Annotated in this window: 13 protein-coding genes; 11 read left to right on the top strand and 2 right to left on the bottom strand. The window is 70.6% G+C overall.

The annotated features are described in order from the left end of the window. Positions 1–407 precede the first annotated feature (407 nt). A complete protein-coding gene (locus ACIHFB_RS26635; RefSeq protein ID WP_400128116.1) occupies positions 408–4,991 on the top strand; it encodes a glycoside hydrolase family 2 TIM barrel-domain containing protein in 4,584 nt (1,527 codons plus the stop codon). 57 nt (positions 4,992–5,048) lie between these two features. Here the strand turns inward: ACIHFB_RS26635 and ACIHFB_RS26630 are convergent, their stop codons facing one another. Beyond that, positions 5,049–5,963 carry an AraC family transcriptional regulator gene (locus ACIHFB_RS26630; protein WP_400128115.1) on the bottom strand — a complete coding sequence of 305 codons (915 nt, stop codon included), beginning with the start codon at positions 5,961–5,963 and terminating at the stop codon, positions 5,049–5,051. A 4-nt stretch (positions 5,964–5,967) separates the two neighbouring features. Beyond that, the gene (locus tag ACIHFB_RS26625; RefSeq protein ID WP_400128114.1) at positions 5,968–6,846 is read right to left on the bottom strand and encodes a phytanoyl-CoA dioxygenase family protein; all 879 of its coding nucleotides are present in this window, start codon (positions 6,844–6,846) and stop codon (positions 5,968–5,970) included. Between the two features lie 267 nt (positions 6,847–7,113). Between ACIHFB_RS26625 and ACIHFB_RS26620 the strand changes: the two genes are divergently transcribed. The 10 genes from ACIHFB_RS26620 to ACIHFB_RS26575 all read left to right on the top strand — a co-directional run bounded on the left by ACIHFB_RS26620 (position 7,114) and on the right by ACIHFB_RS26575 (position 20,596). Then, entirely contained in the window at positions 7,114–8,253 is a 1,140-nt protein-coding gene (locus ACIHFB_RS26620) for a LacI family DNA-binding transcriptional regulator (protein WP_400128113.1), read from the top strand. After that, a complete protein-coding gene (locus tag ACIHFB_RS26615; RefSeq protein ID WP_400128112.1) occupies positions 8,250–9,176 on the top strand; it encodes an ABC transporter permease in 927 nt (308 codons plus the stop codon). Before ACIHFB_RS26620 ends, ACIHFB_RS26615 begins: the two co-directional genes overlap by 4 nt. Next, complete coding sequence (locus ACIHFB_RS26610) at positions 9,176–10,054, top strand: ABC transporter permease (RefSeq protein ID WP_365282955.1); 879 nt, start codon at positions 9,176–9,178, stop codon at positions 10,052–10,054. Before ACIHFB_RS26615 ends, ACIHFB_RS26610 begins: the two co-directional genes overlap by 1 nt. A gap of 62 nt (positions 10,055–10,116) precedes the next feature. After that, positions 10,117–11,658, top strand: a complete 1,542-nt coding sequence (locus ACIHFB_RS26605; RefSeq protein ID WP_400128111.1) for an ABC transporter substrate-binding protein — start codon at positions 10,117–10,119, stop codon at positions 11,656–11,658. Further along, positions 11,655–12,686 carry an ABC transporter ATP-binding protein gene (locus ACIHFB_RS26600; RefSeq protein WP_365282957.1) on the top strand — a complete coding sequence of 344 codons (1,032 nt, stop codon included), beginning with the start codon at positions 11,655–11,657 and terminating at the stop codon, positions 12,684–12,686. Before ACIHFB_RS26605 ends, ACIHFB_RS26600 begins: the two co-directional genes overlap by 4 nt. Next, a complete protein-coding gene (locus tag ACIHFB_RS26595) occupies positions 12,683–13,507 on the top strand; it encodes an ABC transporter ATP-binding protein (RefSeq protein WP_365282958.1) in 825 nt (274 codons plus the stop codon). The genes ACIHFB_RS26600 and ACIHFB_RS26595 overlap by 4 nt, the downstream gene beginning before the upstream one ends. Beyond that, positions 13,504–15,681: an MGH1-like glycoside hydrolase domain-containing protein gene (locus ACIHFB_RS26590; RefSeq protein WP_365282959.1), complete on the top strand. Its 2,178-nt coding sequence runs from the start codon at positions 13,504–13,506 to the stop codon at positions 15,679–15,681. The genes ACIHFB_RS26595 and ACIHFB_RS26590 overlap by 4 nt, the downstream gene beginning before the upstream one ends. Next, a complete protein-coding gene (locus ACIHFB_RS26585; protein ID WP_400128110.1) occupies positions 15,678–17,291 on the top strand; it encodes an FAD-dependent oxidoreductase in 1,614 nt (537 codons plus the stop codon). Before ACIHFB_RS26590 ends, ACIHFB_RS26585 begins: the two co-directional genes overlap by 4 nt. Further along, positions 17,291–18,298, top strand: a complete 1,008-nt coding sequence (locus tag ACIHFB_RS26580) for a dihydrodipicolinate synthase family protein (RefSeq protein WP_400128108.1) — start codon at positions 17,291–17,293, stop codon at positions 18,296–18,298. The genes ACIHFB_RS26585 and ACIHFB_RS26580 overlap by 1 nt, the downstream gene beginning before the upstream one ends. Before the next feature lie 174 nt (positions 18,299–18,472). Continuing rightward, positions 18,473–20,596: an exo-alpha-sialidase gene (locus tag ACIHFB_RS26575; protein WP_400128107.1), complete on the top strand. Its 2,124-nt coding sequence runs from the start codon at positions 18,473–18,475 to the stop codon at positions 20,594–20,596. Positions 20,597–20,671: the final 75 nt, after the last annotated feature.

Genomic DNA, 20,671 nt, shown 5'->3' with positions numbered 1-20,671 from the left:
GAGACCGGAAACCACGGCAAAACTCATCGCCCTGAGAGCAGAAGAGCGCGGCACGCCAATCCACAGTTCTTGATTATTCCTCCCACCACTTTGTGTTGGGTTCAACTGCTTGATGCCGAGCGGCTGGGTGTTGCGCAGGGCGCGCGGCGACAGGGCTGGGGTTCTCTCCAACTCCACGACGGTGCGTCAGTTTCGGCGGCGGATGCGGCACGTTTCGATAGGTCGGATCTCTATGCCTGAGAGTGCGAATTCCCTTACGGGAGCGCCCGTTTCCGTCGGTGCCGCCCGCGGTATCGACGGGGGAAAGTGTTCGTGTCGTACCTCTTGGCACCCCACAACCTGCTCGGTACCGTGCGCTTCTGTTTGTTTCGGAGTAGTTTCGCGAACCCAGAAGGGCGGTACGCCGGATGCCCCCACTCCGCCGAGCCGTACGAAGACTTCGAGGATTTGCCGCACTGGCACTGGCGGGGGCGTTGCTGACGCCCGTTCCGTCGGCCATTGCCGCCGATGACCCCACACGCCCGTCGGACGTCTACACCCTGCTGGAGGATCCGGAGGCAACCGGCGTAGGGCAGGAGCCGGCGCACGCCGAGTTGACCCCGTACGCCGACGCCCGCAGCGCGCTCGCGGCGGAGTCGGACGGACCGTGGACCAAGTCCCTCGACGGGACGTGGAAGCTGCACATGTCGGACCGTCCCGAGGATGTCCCCGAGGACTTCTCCAAGGAGGGCTACGACACCGGTGGCAGCGGCTGGCGCAGCGTGAGCGTCCCGCACACGTGGCAGACGGACGGCCTCGACCATCCGATGTTCCGCAACATACCGACCGAGATGTACCCGGACGACCCGCCGAAGGTGCCGCACGACGTCAACCCGACCGGCGCCTATGTGCGCACGTTCGAGCTGCCGGCGAACTGGAGGGACCGTGAGACCTTCCTCCGCTTCGAGGGCGTGACGAGCGGCTATCTGCTCTGGGTCAACGGCGCCTACGTCGGCTACGACCAAGGCGGCTACACCCCGGCCGAGTTCGACATCAGCAAGCGGCTGCACCCGGGGAAGAACACCATCGCGCTCCAGGTCCACCGCTGGGGTTCCGGAGCCCATCTGGAGGACTACGACCAGTGGAGGTTCGCGGGCATCTTCCGCTCGGTCGACCTGTACTCGACGCCCAGGACCTACCTCAGGGACGTCACGATCGGCACCGACCTGGACGAGGAGTACCGCGACGCGCAGCTCACGGCCGAGGTGGATGTCGCGGCCAAGGAGGCCTCCGGCGCGCGGAAGGTCACCGGAACGCTGTACGACGCTCGCGGACGCGAGGTGACAACGATGTCGGGCTCGGTGGACCCGCAGAACGGTGCCGCCTCCGCCACCCTTCGCGCCGACGTCGCGGCCCCGGCCAAGTGGAGCGACGAGACCCCGAACCTCTACACGCTCGTCGTCCAACTCGCCGGCTCCGACGGCAGAGTCACGCACACCACCGCCCAGCCGGTCGGCTTCCGTGACATCGAGATCAAGGACAAACAGCTCAAGGTCAACGGCGAGCGCATCCTGGTGAAGGGCACCAACCGCGCCGAGACCGACGCGAAGACCGGCCGCCACGCGACCCGCGAGCGCACCGCGTCCGACGTCTCCCTGATGAAGCGGCTCAACATCAACGCCGTACGCACCTCGCACTACCCGTCGGACCCGTACCTGTATGAACTGGCCGACACTCAGGGCCTGTGGATCGCCGACGAGGTGGACATCGAGACCCACCACCACGACGGCTGCCCCGACAACTGCCTGGCCGAACGGCCCGAGTGGCAGAAGGCGTTCATGGATCGCCTCACGGCGATGTACGAGCGGGACAAGAACCACCCCAGCGTGCTGATGTGGGACACGGGCAACGAGGCCGGGCTCGGCAAGGCGCACTACGCCATGGCCGACTTCCTCACCGCGAACGACCCGAGTCGCCCGCTCTACCACCAGTCCAACTCACCCGACGGCGACGCCCCGTTCGCCGATGTCTGGGGTCCGCGCTATCCCTCGCCGTCGGGCCTGGCGGCCAAGGCGGCGTCCACCACGAAACCCATCATCATGGGCGAGTACGCGCACGCCATGGGCAACTCCCTCGGAAACTTCCGCGAGTTCTGGGACGTCGTACGCCGATATCCCCAGGTCCAGGGCGGCTTCATCTGGGACTGGGCCGAACAGAACATCACCCAGCCCCTGATCACCACCCCCGACTCCTCCGGCAACGACATCCTGTCCTACGTCACGGGCAAGCCCGACCACGTCACGGGAAAGAAGGGCAGGGCGCTCGAACTCTCCGGCCTCGACGACTTCGTGGAGGTCTACCGGGACCCGGAACTCGACCAGGTCTCCGACGCGCTCACCCTCGACGCCTGGGTCAAACCCGCCGACTGGACGGGTGACTTCACGGTCATCGCCAAGGGGAACCACAGCTATGCCCTCAAGATGGCGGACAAGGACACGCTGGAGTTCTTCGTCTACGGCGACGGCGAATGGCACACGGCGTCGGCGGACGTCCCCGCCGACTGGTACGGCGCATGGCACCGCGTCTCCGGCACCTTCGACGGCACCTCGGTCAAGCTGTTCATCGACGGCAAGCAGGCGGCGGCCACCGACTGGGCCGGTACGGTCGCCTACTCCGCCCAGCCGGTGAACATCGGACGCGACCCGGAGACCGGCCAGGAGAACATCACCACCCGGATGGCCCACGGCACCATCGACCAGGTCCGCGTCTACCACCGGGCGCTCACCCCGGCGCAACTGGACGCCGACCCCGCCTCCCAGGCCGTACTGGCCCTGGACTTCGACCGGCTCACCGAGAAGGGCGAGTACGACTCCTACGGCGCCGGCACCGGCGGCGTCGACGGGGTGGTCTCAAGCGACCGCACCGTCCAGCCCGAGGCACACGCCATGGCGGCGGTGCACGCACCTATCCGGATCACCGACGCGGACGCGACGGTCGGCAAGGTCAGGGTGCTCAACGAGCGCTCCTTCACCGGCACCGGCGATCTGCGACTGCGGTGGAAGATCACCGAGGGCGCCCGGGTGATCGACCGGGGGACGCGCCCGATCTCCCTCGCCCCCGGCGAACGGACGGACATCCGCCTGACCACACCCCCGGCCAACCCGAAGGACGCCGACCGGCAACTCACCGTCGAAGCCGTGCAGGTGAAGGACACCGCGTGGGCCAGGGCCGGGCACACCGTCGCCGTCGAGCAGTTCGGCATCGGCGGCCGGCAACTGGCCGGAGTACTGCCCGCCCGAGCGCCCGGCAAGGTGACGGCCACCGAGACGCCGGACCGGATCACCGTGTCCGGCAAGGGCTTCACGTACACCTTCGACCGCAAGAGCGGCGAGCTGACCTCCATGAAGGCGGGTGGGCGCGAACTGCTCAGCGGTGGGCCCGAGTTGGACGCCTGGCGGGCTCCCGTCAGCAACGAGATCGGCTCCGAGGAGGGGCCATGGCGTGCGGCCGGCCTCGACCGGCTGCGGACCGATCCCGGGAAGGTGGAGGTGGCCGAGCGGGACCGCGCGGTCACGGTGACCGTGCCCAGCACCGTCGCCGCCCCGGGAGTCAAGGACTCCTCCTTCACCCAGACCATCCGGTACACCGTGACCGGAACCGGTGAGGTGCGCATCGACCACCGGGCCGAGGCGCATGGCGCGGCGCGCAAGGTGCCCTACCTGCCGCGCATCGGCCTGGCCCTGCAACTCCCCGACCGCTACGACGAGTTCACCTGGTACGGCCGCGGCCCCCAGGAGAACTACAACGACCGCGAGGACGGCTCACCCGTCGGCGTGTACTCCACCGACGCCGACGAGCAGTTCTCCGAATACACCCGGCCACAGGACTACGGAAACCACGAGGACGTCCGCTGGGCTTCCCTCTCCGACGGGCGCAGCGGGCTCCTGGTCTCCGGAACCTCGCAGACCTTCTCCGCCGGCGTCACGCCGTACGAGGATCTCGACCGCGCGGCCTACCCGTTCGCCCTGAAGCGCAGCCCTCAGGGCAACACCCTGCACCTGGACCACGCGGTCAGCGGAGTCAGCGAGACCTTCCACACCGTGCTGCCCGAGTACCAGGTGCGGCCCGACCAGGAGTACGCGTACACGCTGCGCCTGCGCCCGCTCACCGGCGACGAGGCAGGCAGCGGCACTCCCCGAGGTCCGGTCGTCTGCACCCCGAGCGCGAAGCTGACCGCGGAGGACACCGGCCTGCCCGCCGGCCGGTCCACTCCGGGCAAGCTGACCGTCAGCAACCCCTGTGACGTCCAACTGGGCGATGTGTCGGCGGACTTCGAGGCGCCGGCCGGCTGGACCGTCGTACCGAGCGTCTCGTCGGACATCGGTGATCTGGCGGCCGGTGAGTCCGCGACCGTGGACGTCGTGATCTCCCGTGGAGACGGCACCCCGGACGGCCGGCGACCGACCGTGGCCGCGGTCTCCGCGAACTCCACCGGCGGCGCGCGGGTGCGCCACGAGGCGACCCTCGTCGTCGAGGGCACCCCGCCCCCTCCTCAGGGTGAAGTATCCGTGTCCGACCTGGACTTCATCACCGCGGACAACGGCTGGGGCCCGGTGGAGAAGGACAGGAGCAACGGCGAGTCCGCCCCCGGCGACGGCAAGCCCCTCACCATCGGCGGCACGTCCTACGACAAGGGGCTCGGCGTGCATGCCGACTCGGTCGTGACGATGTACCTCGGCGGGGCGTGCTCGGCCTTCACGGCGGAGGTCGGCCTGGACGACGAGGTGGGTGACGGCGGAAGCACCGCCTTCGAAGTCCTCGCCGACGGAAAGAAGGTCTACGGCAGCGAGGTCCTGACCGGCGCGGACGCCGCCGTGTCCGTCCGGGCCCCGGTCGACGGCGCGGAGCGCCTCACGCTACGGGTCACCGACGGCGGCGACGGAAACGCACACGACCACGCGGACTGGGGAGCGGCAACGCTGCACTGCGGGACGGGAGGATCCGGGTTGTGACGTCTGCCTTGTGACCGCGGGCCGGGGGCAGGCGCATGCCACGCGCTTGCCCCCGGCTCACTGACCCGGGTGCGAGGGAGGCGCCAGAGGCTGGAGTGCGGACAGTGCGCCGTTGCTGATCGGGGACGGCGGTGCCGACTCGGGCGGAATCCTGCGGAAGGCGCTCGGGGACATTCCGTAGACGGCGCGGAATCGGCGCGAGAAGTGGTACGCGTCGGCGAAGCCGCACTGGACCGCTATCGCGCGGAGCGAGAGGTTGCTCAGCCACAGCAGCGGCTCGGCCCGCGCCAGGCGGAGCCGTTCCAGCCCCGCCACGGGGCTGAGGCCGAACTGCCGTCGCCAGATGCGGTTCAGCGTGCTCTCCGAGACTCCGGCCGCCCGCGCCAGCCGCGCCAGGGTGATCGGCCGGGCGACGCCGTCCGACCAGTCGGAGCGGACGGCGGCCATCATGGCGACCAGGGGCTCCGGGAGCGTCTGCGTGCCGGTCTCCGGGCCGGTGCCGTGCACGAAGGTGAAGAGCAGCAGCCGCAGGGTCTCCTCGGCGTGCCGCTCCCAGGCCGGCGGGCGGTTCGCGCCGAGTGTCAGGAGGTACTGGCAGAGCGCGGCCATCGGGTCGCCCCGCCCCGTCAGGTCCCGGACGATCGGCCAGTCGCCGTCGTACGAGGTACCGGCACCCCCTACGACGGGGGACAGCCGGAAGTGCGTGTAGGCGTGCCGGGTCGGCCGGTGGGCGTCCCAGTGGAACGTGTCGCGCATACCGGGGCGCACGAGCAGCAGCGCACTGGGTGTCAGGGGGACGGTCCGGTCACCGCAGACCCAGCGGGCACTGCCGTGCAGCAGCCAGACGAACTCGTACGAACCCGCGTCCCTGGGACCGAAGACCGACCCGGGCGGGTAGTCGGCGACCGCCGGTCCGAGCCGGGCCAGGAGCGTGGGGGCGAAGGGCGGGACGCGTGCGGCGCGGTCCGTCACGGCCTCACCTGTCGCAGCCTCCGGACCGGTCGCGCCGTACACGGGGGGTACGGATGTCGGTGGTGCCCTTGTAGGCGTACGGGTCCCGGCCCGCGACCAGCACGATGTCTCTGAAGTCGGCCTGGGCCATGGGCAGTTCGGCCTCGGGAGGTGCCCAGGGGAGGAGGGACGAGGCGCTCATGTAGTGGTTGACCAGGGCCCGGCGGAAGCCTTGCCGACCGGTGTTGGGGAGCGACTTGTGCAGCAGATAGCCGTTGAAGAGCAGCACCGAACCGGCGGCCATCTCGACGGGAACGGCGACAGCGTCGTCGTACGGGAAGCCGTAGGACTCGACCGTGCAGTCGTAACGGGCGTCGTCGTGCTGCCGGTTGGGGTAGATGACGCCGGGACGGTGCGAACCCGGCAGGACCCACAGGCAGCCGTTGTCGACGGTGGCGTCGTCGAGGGCGATCCAGGCGGCGGTCAGCGACCTGTCCCGGGTGGGGATGAACATCTCGTCCTGGTGCCACGCCTGGCCGGGCTTCCCCTCGGACTTGACGAACAGCATCGACTGCATCGACTTGATGTCGGGACCGATCACCTGCGTCAGCGGTCCGACGACGGCGGGATGGCGCATGGTGTCGAGCATGAGCGCCGACAGCTTGTGCGGATAGTGCACGCACAGGAATCTCCGTACGGTGTCGTCGTCACTCTCGCCCGCGACCGACGGCGGCGCCCCCTCGACGGCCCCCCGCTCGCCGCGACAGATCCGCACCGTCTCCGCTCGCAGCTCCGCCACCTCATCCGGCGTCAGGGCGCCCTCCAGCACGGCGTATCCGTCCCGGTCGAAGCGGGACGCGAGGTCGTCGGCAGCGGTGTTCTCACGAATGGTGCGGACGGTCATCGAGTTCCCCTTCCCACCGGAATGCCGGATGCCGGATGCCGGAATACCGGGATGCCGGAATGCGGTCGTACTCCCGATCTTCCTGAACATCGCGTCCGCGTGCCATGGCTCTCCTGTGCACACAGATGGCGAATCCCGTCACTCCGCAAGATCAGATCATCTGTCAGAAACAAGCAGGACAAAGGCAGTTCACGAGTCTTGACGCGTTTCTCCGTATCCGAGTAGCGTCTTTCGGCACTTGCTAATACGTATTAAGTGGGAGTGCTCATGGTTCCTCCCGAACGACGTAGACGCTCCACTCAGCGGGACATCGCCCGGCATGCCGGCGTCTCCCAGGCAACGGTGTCACTGGTGATCAGCGGAGGCGCGGCGAGTGCGCAGATCGCGGAATCGACCCGCCAGACCGTTCTGGCGGCGGCCGAGGAACTGGGCTACACGGCCAATGTCGCCGCGCGCAGTCTGAAAGGCGGCCGGAACCGGCTGCTCGGGCTGTACACGTTCGAGTCGGTGTTCCCGATCGACCAGCGCGATTTCTACTACCCGTTCCTGCTCGGCGTGGAGGAGGAGACGGCACGGCAGGGTTACGACCTGCTGCTGTTCTGTTCCGGCGGCGGCGCAGCCGGTGCTTCGGGGGCCGAGCGGTCGATCTACGTCGGTGGGGCCAACCGGCTGAAGATCGCGGACGGTTGTGTCCTGCTCGGCAGGAACGTCCGCCGCGAGGAGCTGTCGGCGCTGGTCCGGGAGGACTTCCCCTTCGTCTTCGTCGGACGCCGCGAGGTGGACGACGGTGAACTCTCCTACGTGGCGGCCGACTACGTCTCGGCGACCGCGGCACTCGTCGCGGAGCTGGCGCGACTCGGCCACCGGCGGATCCTGTATCTGCGGGCCCTTCAGGACAGCGAACCCACCAGGGACCGCGAGGAGGGATACCGGCGCGGGCTGGCCGAGGCCGGCCTCGCCCTGGACGAGACGCTGATCCGGACCCTGACCGACCCGGCGGACCTGACCGTCGAGCGGCTGGAAGGGTGGATCGACGAGCTAGGGATCACCGCGCTGCTGGTCGAGCCGACCGAGGACAACCGGCTCACCGAGGCGCTGGCGGCGATGGCCGGCACACAGCGGGTCCGGTTTCCGCAGGACTGCTCGCTGGCCCTGCTGGGTGATCCGCCGTCCTGGACACCCGAGGCGCGGAACTGGACGCGGTTCTCGCTGCCCCGCGCCCAGATGGCGGGGGAGGCCGTACGGGTGCTGATCGAGCTGCTCGACCAGGAGACACCTGAGCCGCGCCGGCTGACGGTGCCCTGCGCTTTCGTACCGGGTGACTCGGTCGGCCCGGTCCGCAGTCGGCCGGCCGTCACCGGTCCGGTCGCCCTTCCGCCCGAGCCCGGCAGGAGGCCGAGGTCATGATCCGGATGATCGTGCACCGGCTGCTCATCGGGGTCTTCGTGATGTGGGGCGCCGCCTCGCTGATCTTCCTCATCGTCCGGGCCGCGCCCGGCGACCCCGCGACGGTCCTGCTCGGCCCGGACGCCGACCAGAGCCAGATCGACAGTCTGCGCGCCTCGCTCGGACTCGACCGGCCGCTGGGCGCGCAGTACCTCAGCTACCTCGGCGATGTCTGCCGGCTCGACTTCGGCGAGTCGCACTGGCTCGGCAGGCCCGCCATGGAAGCGGTGCTCGACCGGCTGCCCGCCACGATCGACCTCACGCTGACGGCGACCGCGATCGCGGTGATCGTGGGACTGACGCTCGGCATGCTGGCCGGCGCGCGGCCGGGCGGGGTGGTGGACCGGGTGGTCTCGGCCTGCACGATCGCCCTCCAGTCGTTCCCGACGTTCTGGATCGGCATCATGCTGGTGCTGGTCTTCGCGCTGAGCCTGCGCGTGCTGCCCAGTTCCGGGGTCGGCACGCCCCAGCATCTGGTTCTGCCGGCCGTCACCCTCTCGTTCCCGTTCATCGCGATCATCGCCCGGCTGACCCGGACGAGCCTCGCGGAGACGATGCGCGAGGAGTACATCCAGACCGCCCTCTCCAAGGGGCTGACCGAGCGTCAGGTGCTGCTGGGCCACGCCCTGCGCAACTCGCTGATCCCGGTCGTGACGGTGGTGGGCGTCCAGGTCGGGGCCCTGGTCGGCGGTGCCGTGATCGTCGAGAACGTGTTCGCCTGGCCCGGCCTCGGATCGCTGGTGGTGGAGGCGGTGGCCAACCGGGACTACACGGTCGTGCAGGGCACCACCCTCCTGATCGCCGGCATCGTCGTCGTACTCAATCTGATGGCCGACCTGCTCATCGCCCAACTGGATCCCCGTATCCGGACGGGAGCCGTCTGATGGCCGACATCACCGTCGCCGCCGAAAAGCAGCTGACGGCTCCGCGGCGGGCGCGGCGCCCGCTCCTGTCCCGCGTCCCCTTTCTGATCGTGGCCTGCTATCTGCTGGTCGCCGTCGTCGGACCGCTGCTGATCGACTACGACCCGGTGCACACATCGTTGGAGGACCGGCTGCTCTCACCCGGCTCCAGGACGTCCGGCGGGGGCACCGCCTGGCTCGGCACGGACGGGCTCGGCCGCGACATGCTGGCCCAGATCGTCTACGGGGCCCGAACGGCGGTGCTCATCGGCGTGTCCACGGTCGCGCTCTCGTGTCTCGTCGGCGTTGTCCTCGGCGCCGTCGCCGGCTACTTCCGCGGCGCCGCCGACGCCGTACTCGCCCGGATCTTCGACATCCTGCTGGCGTTTCCCGCGATCCTGCTGGCGATCGTGATCGCGGGCGCCTTCAAACGCAGTGCCCTGCTGGTCGTCATCGCGCTGTCGGCGACCGGCTGGATCACCTTCGCCCGCGTCACCCGCGGCATCGCGCTCTCCCTCAGGGAACGGCCCTGGGTCGACGCCGCACGAGTGCTGGGCGTGCCGGCGCGGACCATCCTCGCCCGGCACGTACTCCCGTTCACGGCAGGACCGGTCGTCGCCCTCGCCACGCTCGAGTTCGCGCTGGTGGTGCTGGCGGAGGCCGGGCTCAGCTTCCTCGGCATCGGCCTGCCGCCGTCAACCGTGTCGTGGGGGCAGACCATCGCCAACGGCAAGGAGTACCTCGAAACCCACTGGTGGATCTCCACCCTGCCGGGCATCGCCCTGTCCCTCCTGATCGTCAACGTAGGCATCCTCGGCGACCAACTCACCGCCCGCTACGGGCGTGGCCGCCCCGGCTGAACTTCCCAGCGCCGCGCACCAGCTGACTCCGACCGACCCCCGATCGACAGGAGCACACCACCATGACCAGGACGCGTGAGCACGGAAGGAGCCGGCTGATCCGGCTCGCCGCCACCGCCACGGCGGGCGCGGCGCTCCTCGCCGCCTGCTCGACGACAACCGGCGGCGACGACGCAGACGGCTCCGCCGGCACGGGCGACGTGACGGCCGCGGGCACCTATCCGATCGAGAGCCTGGACCCGCACGGCGCCCAAGGTGCCTCCACGGGAACGCAGTTGGCCGCACAGGAGATCTTCAGCCGACTGGTGAAACCCGACGCGGACGGCACACTCAAGGGCGACCTCGCCACCTCCTGGAAGCCCAACAAGGACGTCACGGCCTGGACGTTCACGCTGCGCACCGGCGTGACGTTCTCCGACGGCTCCGCGCTCGACGCCGACGACGTGGTCGCATCCTTCAAGCGGATGATCAGCCTGAACGGCCCCAACGCGGGCAACTTCCCCGGCAACACGATGACCAAGACCTCACCCACCGAGGTGGTCCTCCACAGCCCGACGCCCGACGCGTCCGTCCCGGGCAAGCTCGGCACCTTCTACGTCATCCCGACGGGCGTCGGCAAGGACGACACCGCCTTCTTCAACCACCCCGTCGGCTCGGGCCCGTTCACCGTCGACGCCTTCACCCCGAGCGAGTCGCTGGCCCTGGTGCCCAACAAGAAGTACGGAGGCGAGAAGCCCGCGCTTCGCCGCGTCACTGTACGGAACATCCCCGAGCTCGCGGCCCGCATGACCGCACTGCGCACGGGCGAGGTGGACGTCGTGTGGGGCATCCCGGACGACCAACTAGCCTCTCTGCAAGGCCAGAAGGACCTGACGGTGGAGACCGTGCCGAGCAGCGCCGAGTTCACCATGTGGTTCAACTCCTCGATCCCCGCGCTCAAGGACGCGAAGGTGCGCAGGGCGATCTGGCAGGCGGTCGACTTCAAGACCATCATCAGCAAGCTCTATCCCGAGACCGGCAAGCCGGCCGACGCGCCCGTGACGAGCGTCGTCCTCGGACATGTGGCGCAGCCGCCGGTGGCCCACGACCCGGCAGCCGCCAAGGCGGCGCTCACCGCCGCGGGCTTCGACTTCTCCAAGAAGCTGCGGCTCCAGTTCGCCAACGCCGAGTTCCGGCCGTTCATCCAGGCCGTCGTCTCGGACCTCCAGAAGGTCGGCGTGCAGGTGGACCCGCTGGAGAAGGAGCAGGCCGCCTTCACGGAGGACCTGATCGCCCTCAAGTGGGACATCAACTTCCAGCAGCTGGCCACCCCCAGCTACGACGCGGCCAGTAACCTCGGCCGTCTCTACACCTGTGCGGCCAACCGGAACGGCTACTGCAACAAGCAGTTGGACGGTCTGCTGGCGGCGGCGGGAGCGACGGCCGACAAGAACAAGCGCACCGACCTCTACGGTCAGGCGAGCCGCATCATCTGGCAGGACGCGGTCGGGATGTACCCGATGTCGGTGAGCATCGCATACGCCTGGAACAGCGACCTGAAGGGCTTCGTCCCCGACGCCAGCGGACTCCCGGACTTCGCCGCCGTACGGACGGGCGGCTCGTGACCCCCGCCGGAACCGCACGCGAACGCGGCGCAGGGAACGCGGCGCCGGCGACCGACGGGCCGATCCTGCGGATCGACGACCTGGTGCTGGAACTGCCCGGCCCGCACGGCACCCGGATGCGCGTGGTGGACGGCGTGTCCTTCGATGTGCCACGCGCGACCACCGTGGGGCTGATCGGCGAGTCGGGCAGCGGAAAGACGATGACCGCCAAGGCGATCCTGGGCCTGCCACCAGAGGGCGCGACGATGGCCGGCCGACTGCTGTGGCACGGCGAGGACCTGATCGCCGCCGACCGGGCACGGCTGCGTGCGGTACGCGGCCGGGAGATGGCGATGATCTTCCAGGACCCGCTCGCCGCGCTCAACCCGACCCAGCGGATCGGCCGTCAGGTCGGCGAGGTGCCGCGCCGCGACCGGCTGCCGCGTGCCGAGGTGAACCGCCGGGTCGCCGAACTCCTCGACCGGGCAGGGGTGCCCGAGCCGAAGCGGAGGATGCGCGCCTACCCGCACGAACTCTCCGGAGGCCTGCGCCAACGCGCCATGATCGCGATGGCGTTGGCCGGGAACCCGGCGCTGCTGCTCGCCGACGAACCCACGACGGCCCTCGATGTCACCGTGCAGTCCCGGATCCTGCGGCTGCTGGCCGACATCCAGGCCGCGGACGGACTGGCGATGCTGCTGGTCAGCCATGACCTACGGGTCGTGTCGCACGTCGCCGAACAAGTCGTGGTGATGTACGCGGGACGTGTCTGCGAGCGTGGCGCCGCCCGTGACGTCCTGCGGCGCCCCGCCCATCCGTACACCGCCGCCCTGGTGCGCAGCGTGCCCGCCGTCAGGACCCGTACCGCACTGGCCGATCCGCTGCCGGGCGCACCGGCGACACCGGCGAACCGGCCGGTCGGCTGCGCGTTCCACCCGCGCTGCCCCATGGCCCGCGACCGGTGCCGCAGCGAGGTGCCGCAGGTGCGGGAGGTGGCACCGGGGCGCTGGAGCGCCTGCCACTTCGCCGAGGAGGTGACGGAGGCGTGAGCACGAGGGAGCGTGGACTCCTCGACGTACGCGATCTGCGGGTCACTTACGGAAGACGGCGGGGCGGTCAGGTCGCCGTGGACGGGGTGAGTCTGTCGGTGGCACCCGAGGAGACACTCGGGCTGGTCGGCGAGTCGGGCTCCGGCAAGACGACCGTGGCCCGGTGCGTGGCCGGACTGCTGCGGCCCGGCGCCGGGACGCTCACCTTCGAGGGACGGCCGCTCGGCCGCGCGGGGCGTCGGCCGCCCGAGCTTCAGCGTGCGGTGCAGATGGTGTTCCAGGATCCGCGGTCGTCGCTCAATCCGCGTATGACGGTCGCCTCGATCATCGCCGAGGTCTGGAGCACCCACCCGGTCACCGCACCCGAGGGCGACCGCACCGCCGCCCTGCACCAACTCCTCGCCGACATGGGGCTCGACCCCGAGGTGGCGTCGCGGCGCGCGGGGGATCTTTCGGGCGGTCAGTGCCAGCGCGTCAGCATCGCCCGATCGCTGGCGGTACGGCCCCGGCTGCTGGTGTGCGACGAAGCGGTCTCCGCGCTCGACGTGTCGGTCCAGGCCCAGATCCTGCGGCTGCTGGTCGATCTGCGCGGCAGGCACCGGCTCGCCATGCTCTTCATCTCGCACGACCTGGGGGTGGTGCACCAGATCGCCCACCGGGTGGCGGTGATGCGCCAGGGCGTGATCGTGGAGGAGGGCCGGACCGGCGACGTGCTGACCGCACCGCGACACGCGTACACCCAGGCGCTGTTGGACGCCGCCCTGGACCTGGACGACTCGGTGCCGGGTGACGGTGCCGCCGACGGCAAGGCGGTCGTATGAGCGAGCGCGGGACAAACCGGCGACACGCCACCGCGACTCCGGCGCCCACCGGCTGGAACACCTGGGACGTCCGAACGCACACCGGTATGAGCCGGCTGCCCTCCGGACCGCGGGTGCGGTTCGGCGTACTCGGTCCCGAGGGCCCGGTACTCGACGGGTTCACCTGGCGCGACGGACTGGAGCGGCTCGGCCATCACACCGTGGACGGCAGTTACGCCGAGGTGACGGTACGGGCGGCGGGGCACCGGTTGCGGCTGGAGTTCGCGGGCGGGCCGGGGGACGTTCTGGACGCACGCGCCGAGAGTGCGGGCGTGATCGTGTTGTCGGTGGAGGGCCTGGACGACATCGAGGAACCGACGGACCTGACTGCCACCGTCCGCGCGGGTGGGATCTGTTGGACGGTCACCACCTCGTCGCGGGCCCGCAGGGTCGAGGGCCCCAAGGGGGCGCTGGTGCTCGCGTTCGACATGGAGCCAAGCGAAGGCGCCGTAAATCTGCACATCGAGCCGGCCACATCAGCGCCCCGAAGGGGCGCGGGGAACTGCGCGACCAGCCCCCACGGCGCCGCAGCCGAAAGACTGCACATCGCGGCGCTGACAGCGGAGCGCACCCGGCTGCGTTCCGGTGGCTGGCTCGGCGATGCCGCCGACGCCCTGACCAGGGCCGTCACCTGGAACACCATCTACGCGCCCGACATCGGCCGCGTCCTCACCCCGACCTCCAGGGACTTCGTGTCCGCCGAGCGGAAGGGCTTCTACGGCACGTGGGCCCTGCACGCCTGGGACACGTTCTTCACCGGTCTCGCCGCCTCGGCCGTCGACCGGGACTACGCGCGCGGCGTCTTCGAGCAGATCCTGCCGTACGCGGACGAGGCCGGCATGATCCCGAACCGGATCTCGGACGACAGGGGCCGCACCGACGACCGTTCGCAGCCGCCGGTCGGCGCGCTGACGGTGTATCAGGCCTATCTCGCGGGCGGCCTGTCGCCCGAGACCCGTGACACGGCGCTGCTCGACAGCACCTTCCCGGCGCTCCTGGCCTGGCACGACTGGTGGCCCCGGGCCCGCCGCGGACCGCACGGGCTGCTCGCCTGGGGGTCCGACCCGATCCCGGGCGACCCCGCGTCGGCGACCCTGGACCGGGCCAAACGGGAGTCGGGCCTGGACGATTCGCCGATGTACGACGAGACCCGGTTCGACCCGGTGACCCACACCATGGACCTCGCCGACGTCGGCCTGAACGCGCTGCACATCGCCGACGCCGAGGCCCTGGCGGAGATCGCCGGCATCCTGGGGGAGCGTGCGACGGCCGACCGACTGCGCGCCGAGGTTACCGCGGCCCGGGCGGTCGCCGACCGGCTGCTGTGGGACGGCGAGCACAGCGGCTACCGCAATCTCACGTCGGCGGACGCGCATGATCCGCATGTCTCACCGACGATGCTGTACGCGCTGCTCGGCGGGTTGCCGGACGCCGGTCGCGCGGCTGCGACGGCGGCCGATCTGCTACGGCCCGAAGTGCTGGGCGGCGTACGGCCGTTGCCCAGCGTGGCCCGCAACGACCCCGGTTTCGCGGCGACGTACTGGCGGGGCCGGATCTGGGCGCCGATGGCGTATCTCGCCGTATCCGGGCTGCGGCGGTACGGGCTGACGGAGCTGAGCCGGCCGGTGGTGAGGGACCTGCTGCGGCTGTTTCTCGACGAGTGGCGTGTGTACGGCCACGTCAGGGAGAACTATCCGGCCGTCGACGGAGAGAACCTGACGAGCCTTCAGAAGCGGTCGGACGGGCTCATGGCATGGGGAGGTCTGCTGGCGTACCTCGCCTTCGGCGAGCTGGCCGACGCGCGCCCGGACGGCTGGCGGTTCGCCCACCCGGGCGAGCCGGCCGAGCTGTGCAACCTGCCGCTCGGCGAAGGCCGCCTCGACGTCCGGGCGGCCGGCCGGCTCACTGTTCACCTCGAAGGAAGTGTCCTGCTGGACATGGCGCCCGGCGTCGTCGTACGGGGCTACCGCCGGACCGGCGACCGCGTCTCCGGTACCGCCGAGGGCATCGGCGATCTGCTGGTCGCCCCGCCGGGCGGCGGCCCGCCCGTGCCGGTGGACGTACGGGGCGGAGTCCGGAGTTTCACGTTCGGCCCGGACGGTGCGGGCGAGTTGGGGGAGGGGAGCGGCACATGAGCGAAGAGACGTCGGCAGCCACGGACATCCTCGTCGTGGGCGGGGGCCTCGGCGGTGTGGCCGCTGCACTGGCCGCCCTGGACCGAGGGCGGTCTGTCCTGCTCACCGAGGAGACCGACTGGATCGGCGGTCAGCTCACCAGTCAGGGCGTGCCGCCCGACGAGCACGCCTGGATCGAGCAGTTCGGTGCCACCCGTACCTACCGAGCGCTGCGGGAGGCGATCCGCGACCACTACCGGACCTGGTATCCGCTCACCGACGAGGCCAGGCGGCGCCGGTATCTCAACCCGGGCGAGGGGCGCGTGAGCGCACTGTGCCACGAACCGAGGGTGGCCGCCGCCGTTCTGGAGGCCATGGTCGCGCCGTATGTGACCGCCGGCCGGCTGCGGATCCTGTACCGGCACCGACCGGTGGCGGCTTCCGTGGACGGCGACCGGGTGCGGTCCGTGGTCGTCGAAGGGCCGGACGCCACACGGATCGAGGTGTCGGCGCCGTACGTCCTCGACGCGACGGAACTCGGCGACCTGCTGCCGCTGACCGGCGCCGAGCATGTGACGGGCTTCGAGTCGCGACGGGACACCGGGGAGCCGAGCGCACCCGACGAGGCTCAACCGGCCAACATGCAGGCGTTCTCCTGGGTGTTCGCCGTCGACCATGTGGCCGGCGAGGACCACACCGTCGACCGGCCGGCCGGTTACGACGGCTGGGCCGCCTACCACCCCCCGCAGTGGCCGAACCGGCTGCTGAGTCTGAGCGCGCCCGACCCGAGGACGCTTCGGACGGTGCCGCGCGGCTTCACTCCGAACGCCGACTCGGGGCCCGTCGTCGCCGACCAGAGCAAGGACGCGGGTGACAAGGAGCTGTGGGAGTTCCGCCGGGTGGTCTCCCGGAAGCTGTACCGGCCGGGGTTCGCCGCGAGCGATGTGACCATCGTCAACTGGCCCATGATCGACTATCTGCCCGGACCGCTGATCGGGGTGGACGACAAGGAGCGGGACCGGCATCTGGCGGGGGCCCGTGAGCTGAGCATGAGCATGCTCTACTGGCTCCAGACCGAGGCTCCCCGCCCCGACGGCGGCACCGGCTGGCCCGGTCTGCGACTGCGCGGCGATGTGCTGGGCACGGCCGACGGGCTGGCCAAGGCGCCGTACATCCGTGAGTCACGCCGGATCGTCGCCCGGCGCCGGATCGTCGAACAGGACCTGTCCCTCACCGTGCGGGGCGAGCACGGCGCGGTGCGCTGCCCGGACTCCGTCGGCATCGGGATGTACCGGATCGACCTGCACCCGTCCACCGGCGGCGACACGTACATCGACGTGGCCAGCAGCCCCTTCCAGATCCCGCTGGGCGCCCTGCTCCCGGTGCGGCTGCGGAACCTGCTGCCGGTGTGCAAGAACATCGGCACCACCCACATCACCAACGGCTGTTACCGGCTGCACCCCGTCGAGTGGAACATCGGCGAGGCGGCCGGGTCGCTGGCGGCGCACTGTCTCGACAACCGGCTGGACGTCGAGCAGGTGTACGAGGACGGCGAACGGCTGCGCACCTTCCAGGACGAACTCACGCGCGCCGGGGTCGAACTGGCCTGGCCCGAGGTCAAGGGGTACTGATGGACAGTCAGGGCGGAGACGCGCGCGGGGAAAGACGCTCCGGCGGTGACGGAAGGGACGACCCGCCGGGACGGGCCGGCGGCGGAAAGGGTCAGGTCGACGGTCGCGCGCTGCTGGCCGGTGTGATCGTCCCGTTGGTGACACCGATGGACCGGCCGGGACGACCGTCGGCCCGGGCCGCCGACGCCCTGCTCGGCGCGCTGGCGGCGGCGGGCGCACGCGGCCTCATGCTCTTCGGCAGCAACGGCGAGGGCCCGCTGCTCCCCACGGCACAACTGGGCGACTTCGCCGCCGGAGTGGCGACACGCTGGCGCGAACTGACCGACGGTGGCCGGGTGTTGGTCAATGTCACGGCACCCGGCACCGCGGAAGCGCTGGAGCGTGCGGACGCCGTCCGGGCCGCCGAGCCGGACGCGCTGGTGCTCAGCCCGCCGATCTACTTCCACCACCGGCACGACGAGATCGTCGCGCATTACGCCGCCCTGGCCGGGCTCGGCGTTCCGGTCGTCGCCTACCACGCTCCCCGCTACGGCAATCCGCTGACACCCGCGCTGCTCGACGAACTGACGGGCCTCGCGCACCTGGTGGGCATCAAGGACAGCTCGGGCGACCTCGCGCTGTTCGGCCACGCCCTCGAAGCGGCCCGCCGGCGCGAGGACTTCGGGGTCAGCCAGGGTGCGGAGCGGCAGGCACTGGACGCGCTGCGGCTCGGGGCCGACGGCGTGGTGCTGGGCGTGGCCAATCTGGCGCCCGTGGCGACCGTCGAACTGTTCCGCGCCCACCGCGAAGGCCGGGACGGTGACGCGCGGCGCGCGCAACAGCGGCTCGACGAGGTGCTGGCACTGCACACGGTTCGACCCGGTGTGCCGGCGGTGAAGGCCGTCCTGGCCGAACGAGGGCTCTGCCCGCCGTATGTCGCGGCGCCCTTCACACCGTGCTCCGACGGGGAGCGGAAGGCACTGCTCGACCTGCTCGCTCCCCTCGACTCACATCTCATCCGCGCCTGATCCCGTACCCGCGTCCGATCCGGTACGCGCCGGACACGCACGTGCCCGACCGGCACCACAGGCGTTACCCGACCAGAACACACGCCCCTGACCAGTTCCGTACGTCCCGATCGGGACCGTGACGCCCCGCGCCGGGTCCCTCACCTCCGTACCGCCCGAAAGGGGTGGCCCACCATGTCCGACAGCGGACCGAACCGCACCGCCATGAACCGCAGATCCTTCGCCCTGGGCGTCGTCGGCGCCTCGGCGACCGCCGCGTTCGGCCCCGCGGCCTTCGGATCCACGGCACACGCCGCCGAGCGCTCCTCCGTGTCCGACCCGGACGGCGTCCTCTTCCACGAGCAGACCCTCTGGGACTCCGCCGAGGGCCCGTTCGTGAACTATCACGTCCACGCACTCGCCGTACTGCCCGACGACACCATCCTGGCCGTGACCGAGGGCCGCCACGAGGTGTGCGACGCCGGCCCGCGTGATCTGCTGCTGCGCCGCAGCACCGACGGCGGCCGGACCTGGGAGGCGAGCCGCGCACTGGTCACCTCGGTCGACGGCCAGTCCTGGGGCAACCCGGCACTGGTCGTGGACCGGGAGACGCGGGAGGTCTTCCTCTTCTACATGCTCTCGCTCCGGCTGCCGCAGAACACCTCCTGCTCCGGTGACTCGGGCGAGCTCTATGTCATCTCCAGCCGGGACAGCGGCCGGACCTGGGGGGAAGCACGGAGCCTGGCGGGCCTGTTCGACGGGTTTCCCTACAACTGGGCGCTGCACGGCCCCGGTCCGGGCCACGGACTCCAGCTGCGCTCCGGCCGGCTGCTGCTCAACTGCCTGCACCGCAGGGTGATCGTCGGCAACACCGTGGCCGAGCGGTACTACGGCGTCGCGCCGCTGTACAGCGATGACCACGGCGTCACCTGGCAGGCCGCCGGCGAAGTGCCCGTACAGGTCGCGTACCCCATCAACGAGGCGCGGATGGTGCAGCGCTCCGACGGCACCGTGTTCGTGAACGGTCGCGCCGCGGCGGGCGGTGAAGGCCAGCGCATAGTCTCCGTCAGCTCGGACGACGGTCTGACCTGGTCGCAGCCGGCGTTCGACGGCGGCACCGGTTCGTTCAACGCGGTGGACGCCGGTCTGCTGCGCTACACCGGCGGCCCCGGCAGCCGCGACACCGGGCGGATGCTCTTCAGCCGCCCCGACTCTCCCGTCAGATACAACATGACGGTGTCGGTCAGCTACGACGAGGGCTTCTCGTACCGCTACCAGCGGGTCATCAACGAGAACCGCTCCTTCTACTCGGATCTCGCCCGGCTGTCCGACGGCACCATCGTGCTGCTCTACGGCTGCGACGGTGATCTGGCGAGTGCCCCGCGCCGGGTCAACGTCTGCCGCTTCTCGCTGGAGTGGCTGACCCGTGGTCGCGACAGCCTGCGCCATGGCCCCCACTACCGGGAGGCCGTCATCGCCTTGGCCGCAGCGGACCGTGAGGTCACCGGCGGCGTCGTGCAGACCGTCGCCGATCCGCTCGCGCGCCGTGACGAGCGACTGGTCTTCACGCCCGAACAGGTTGGTGATGAGCTGGAGTTCACCTTCCGGGTGCCGCACACCGGAGAGTACGAGCTGCTCCTGCGCTACCACCGCTCGGCGGACGGCGCACTGGCCACCGTCACGATGAACCGCACCGGACTGCCCGACTTCGCGATCGACACCACGGCGCAGTCGGCGGACGGCTTCGATCTGGCCCACCTCGGCACCACCCGGCTCCGCGCCGGACGGCACACCCTGCGGTGCGCGGTGACGGGAACCGGCCGGGGCGGTGGAACCCGGCTCGGCCTCGACTCCCTCAGCCTGATCGAGGCACCGGGCTCCGCCGACGTACGCGCGGAGGTGGTCGTGGACAACGCCCGGCTGGGCTTCGAGGTCGTCAGTGGCACCTGGGCCACCGCGACCGCGGACCCCGGCTTCTGGTCGGGCAACTACCGCACCGCGCCCGCCGGTTCGGGCGAGCGGATGGTGCGCTGGCGGCCGGCCGTGCCGCTCGACGGCGTGTACGAGATCCAGGCGTCGTACCCTCCGGCCGCCACCCGCGCGGGCAACGCCCCGTACACCGTCTTCCACGCGGACGCCGCCACCACCGTACGGATCGACCAACGGGTTGCGGGAGAACCCGATCCGCGCGGCGGTTCATGGGTCTCGCTCGGCGAGTTCCGGCTGCGAGCCGGACTCGAAACGTCGATCGAGCTGACCAACGACGCCGACGGCACGGTGGCAGCCGACGCGATCCGCCTGCTGGGCCCGCGAACCTGAGGCCGGACCCCGTAGAGCGGTCGCGGCCGGCTGTCGTGCGTCGCCGCGCCCCGCTGCCGGCGAACGACAGCCGGC

The sequence above is a fragment of the Streptomyces sp. NPDC051963 genome, from assembly GCF_044593495.1.
Taxonomy (GTDB): domain Bacteria; phylum Actinomycetota; class Actinomycetes; order Streptomycetales; family Streptomycetaceae; genus Streptomyces.
Note: the sequence above shows the minus strand (reverse complement) of the source record. Positions and strands in the feature narration are given on the sequence as shown.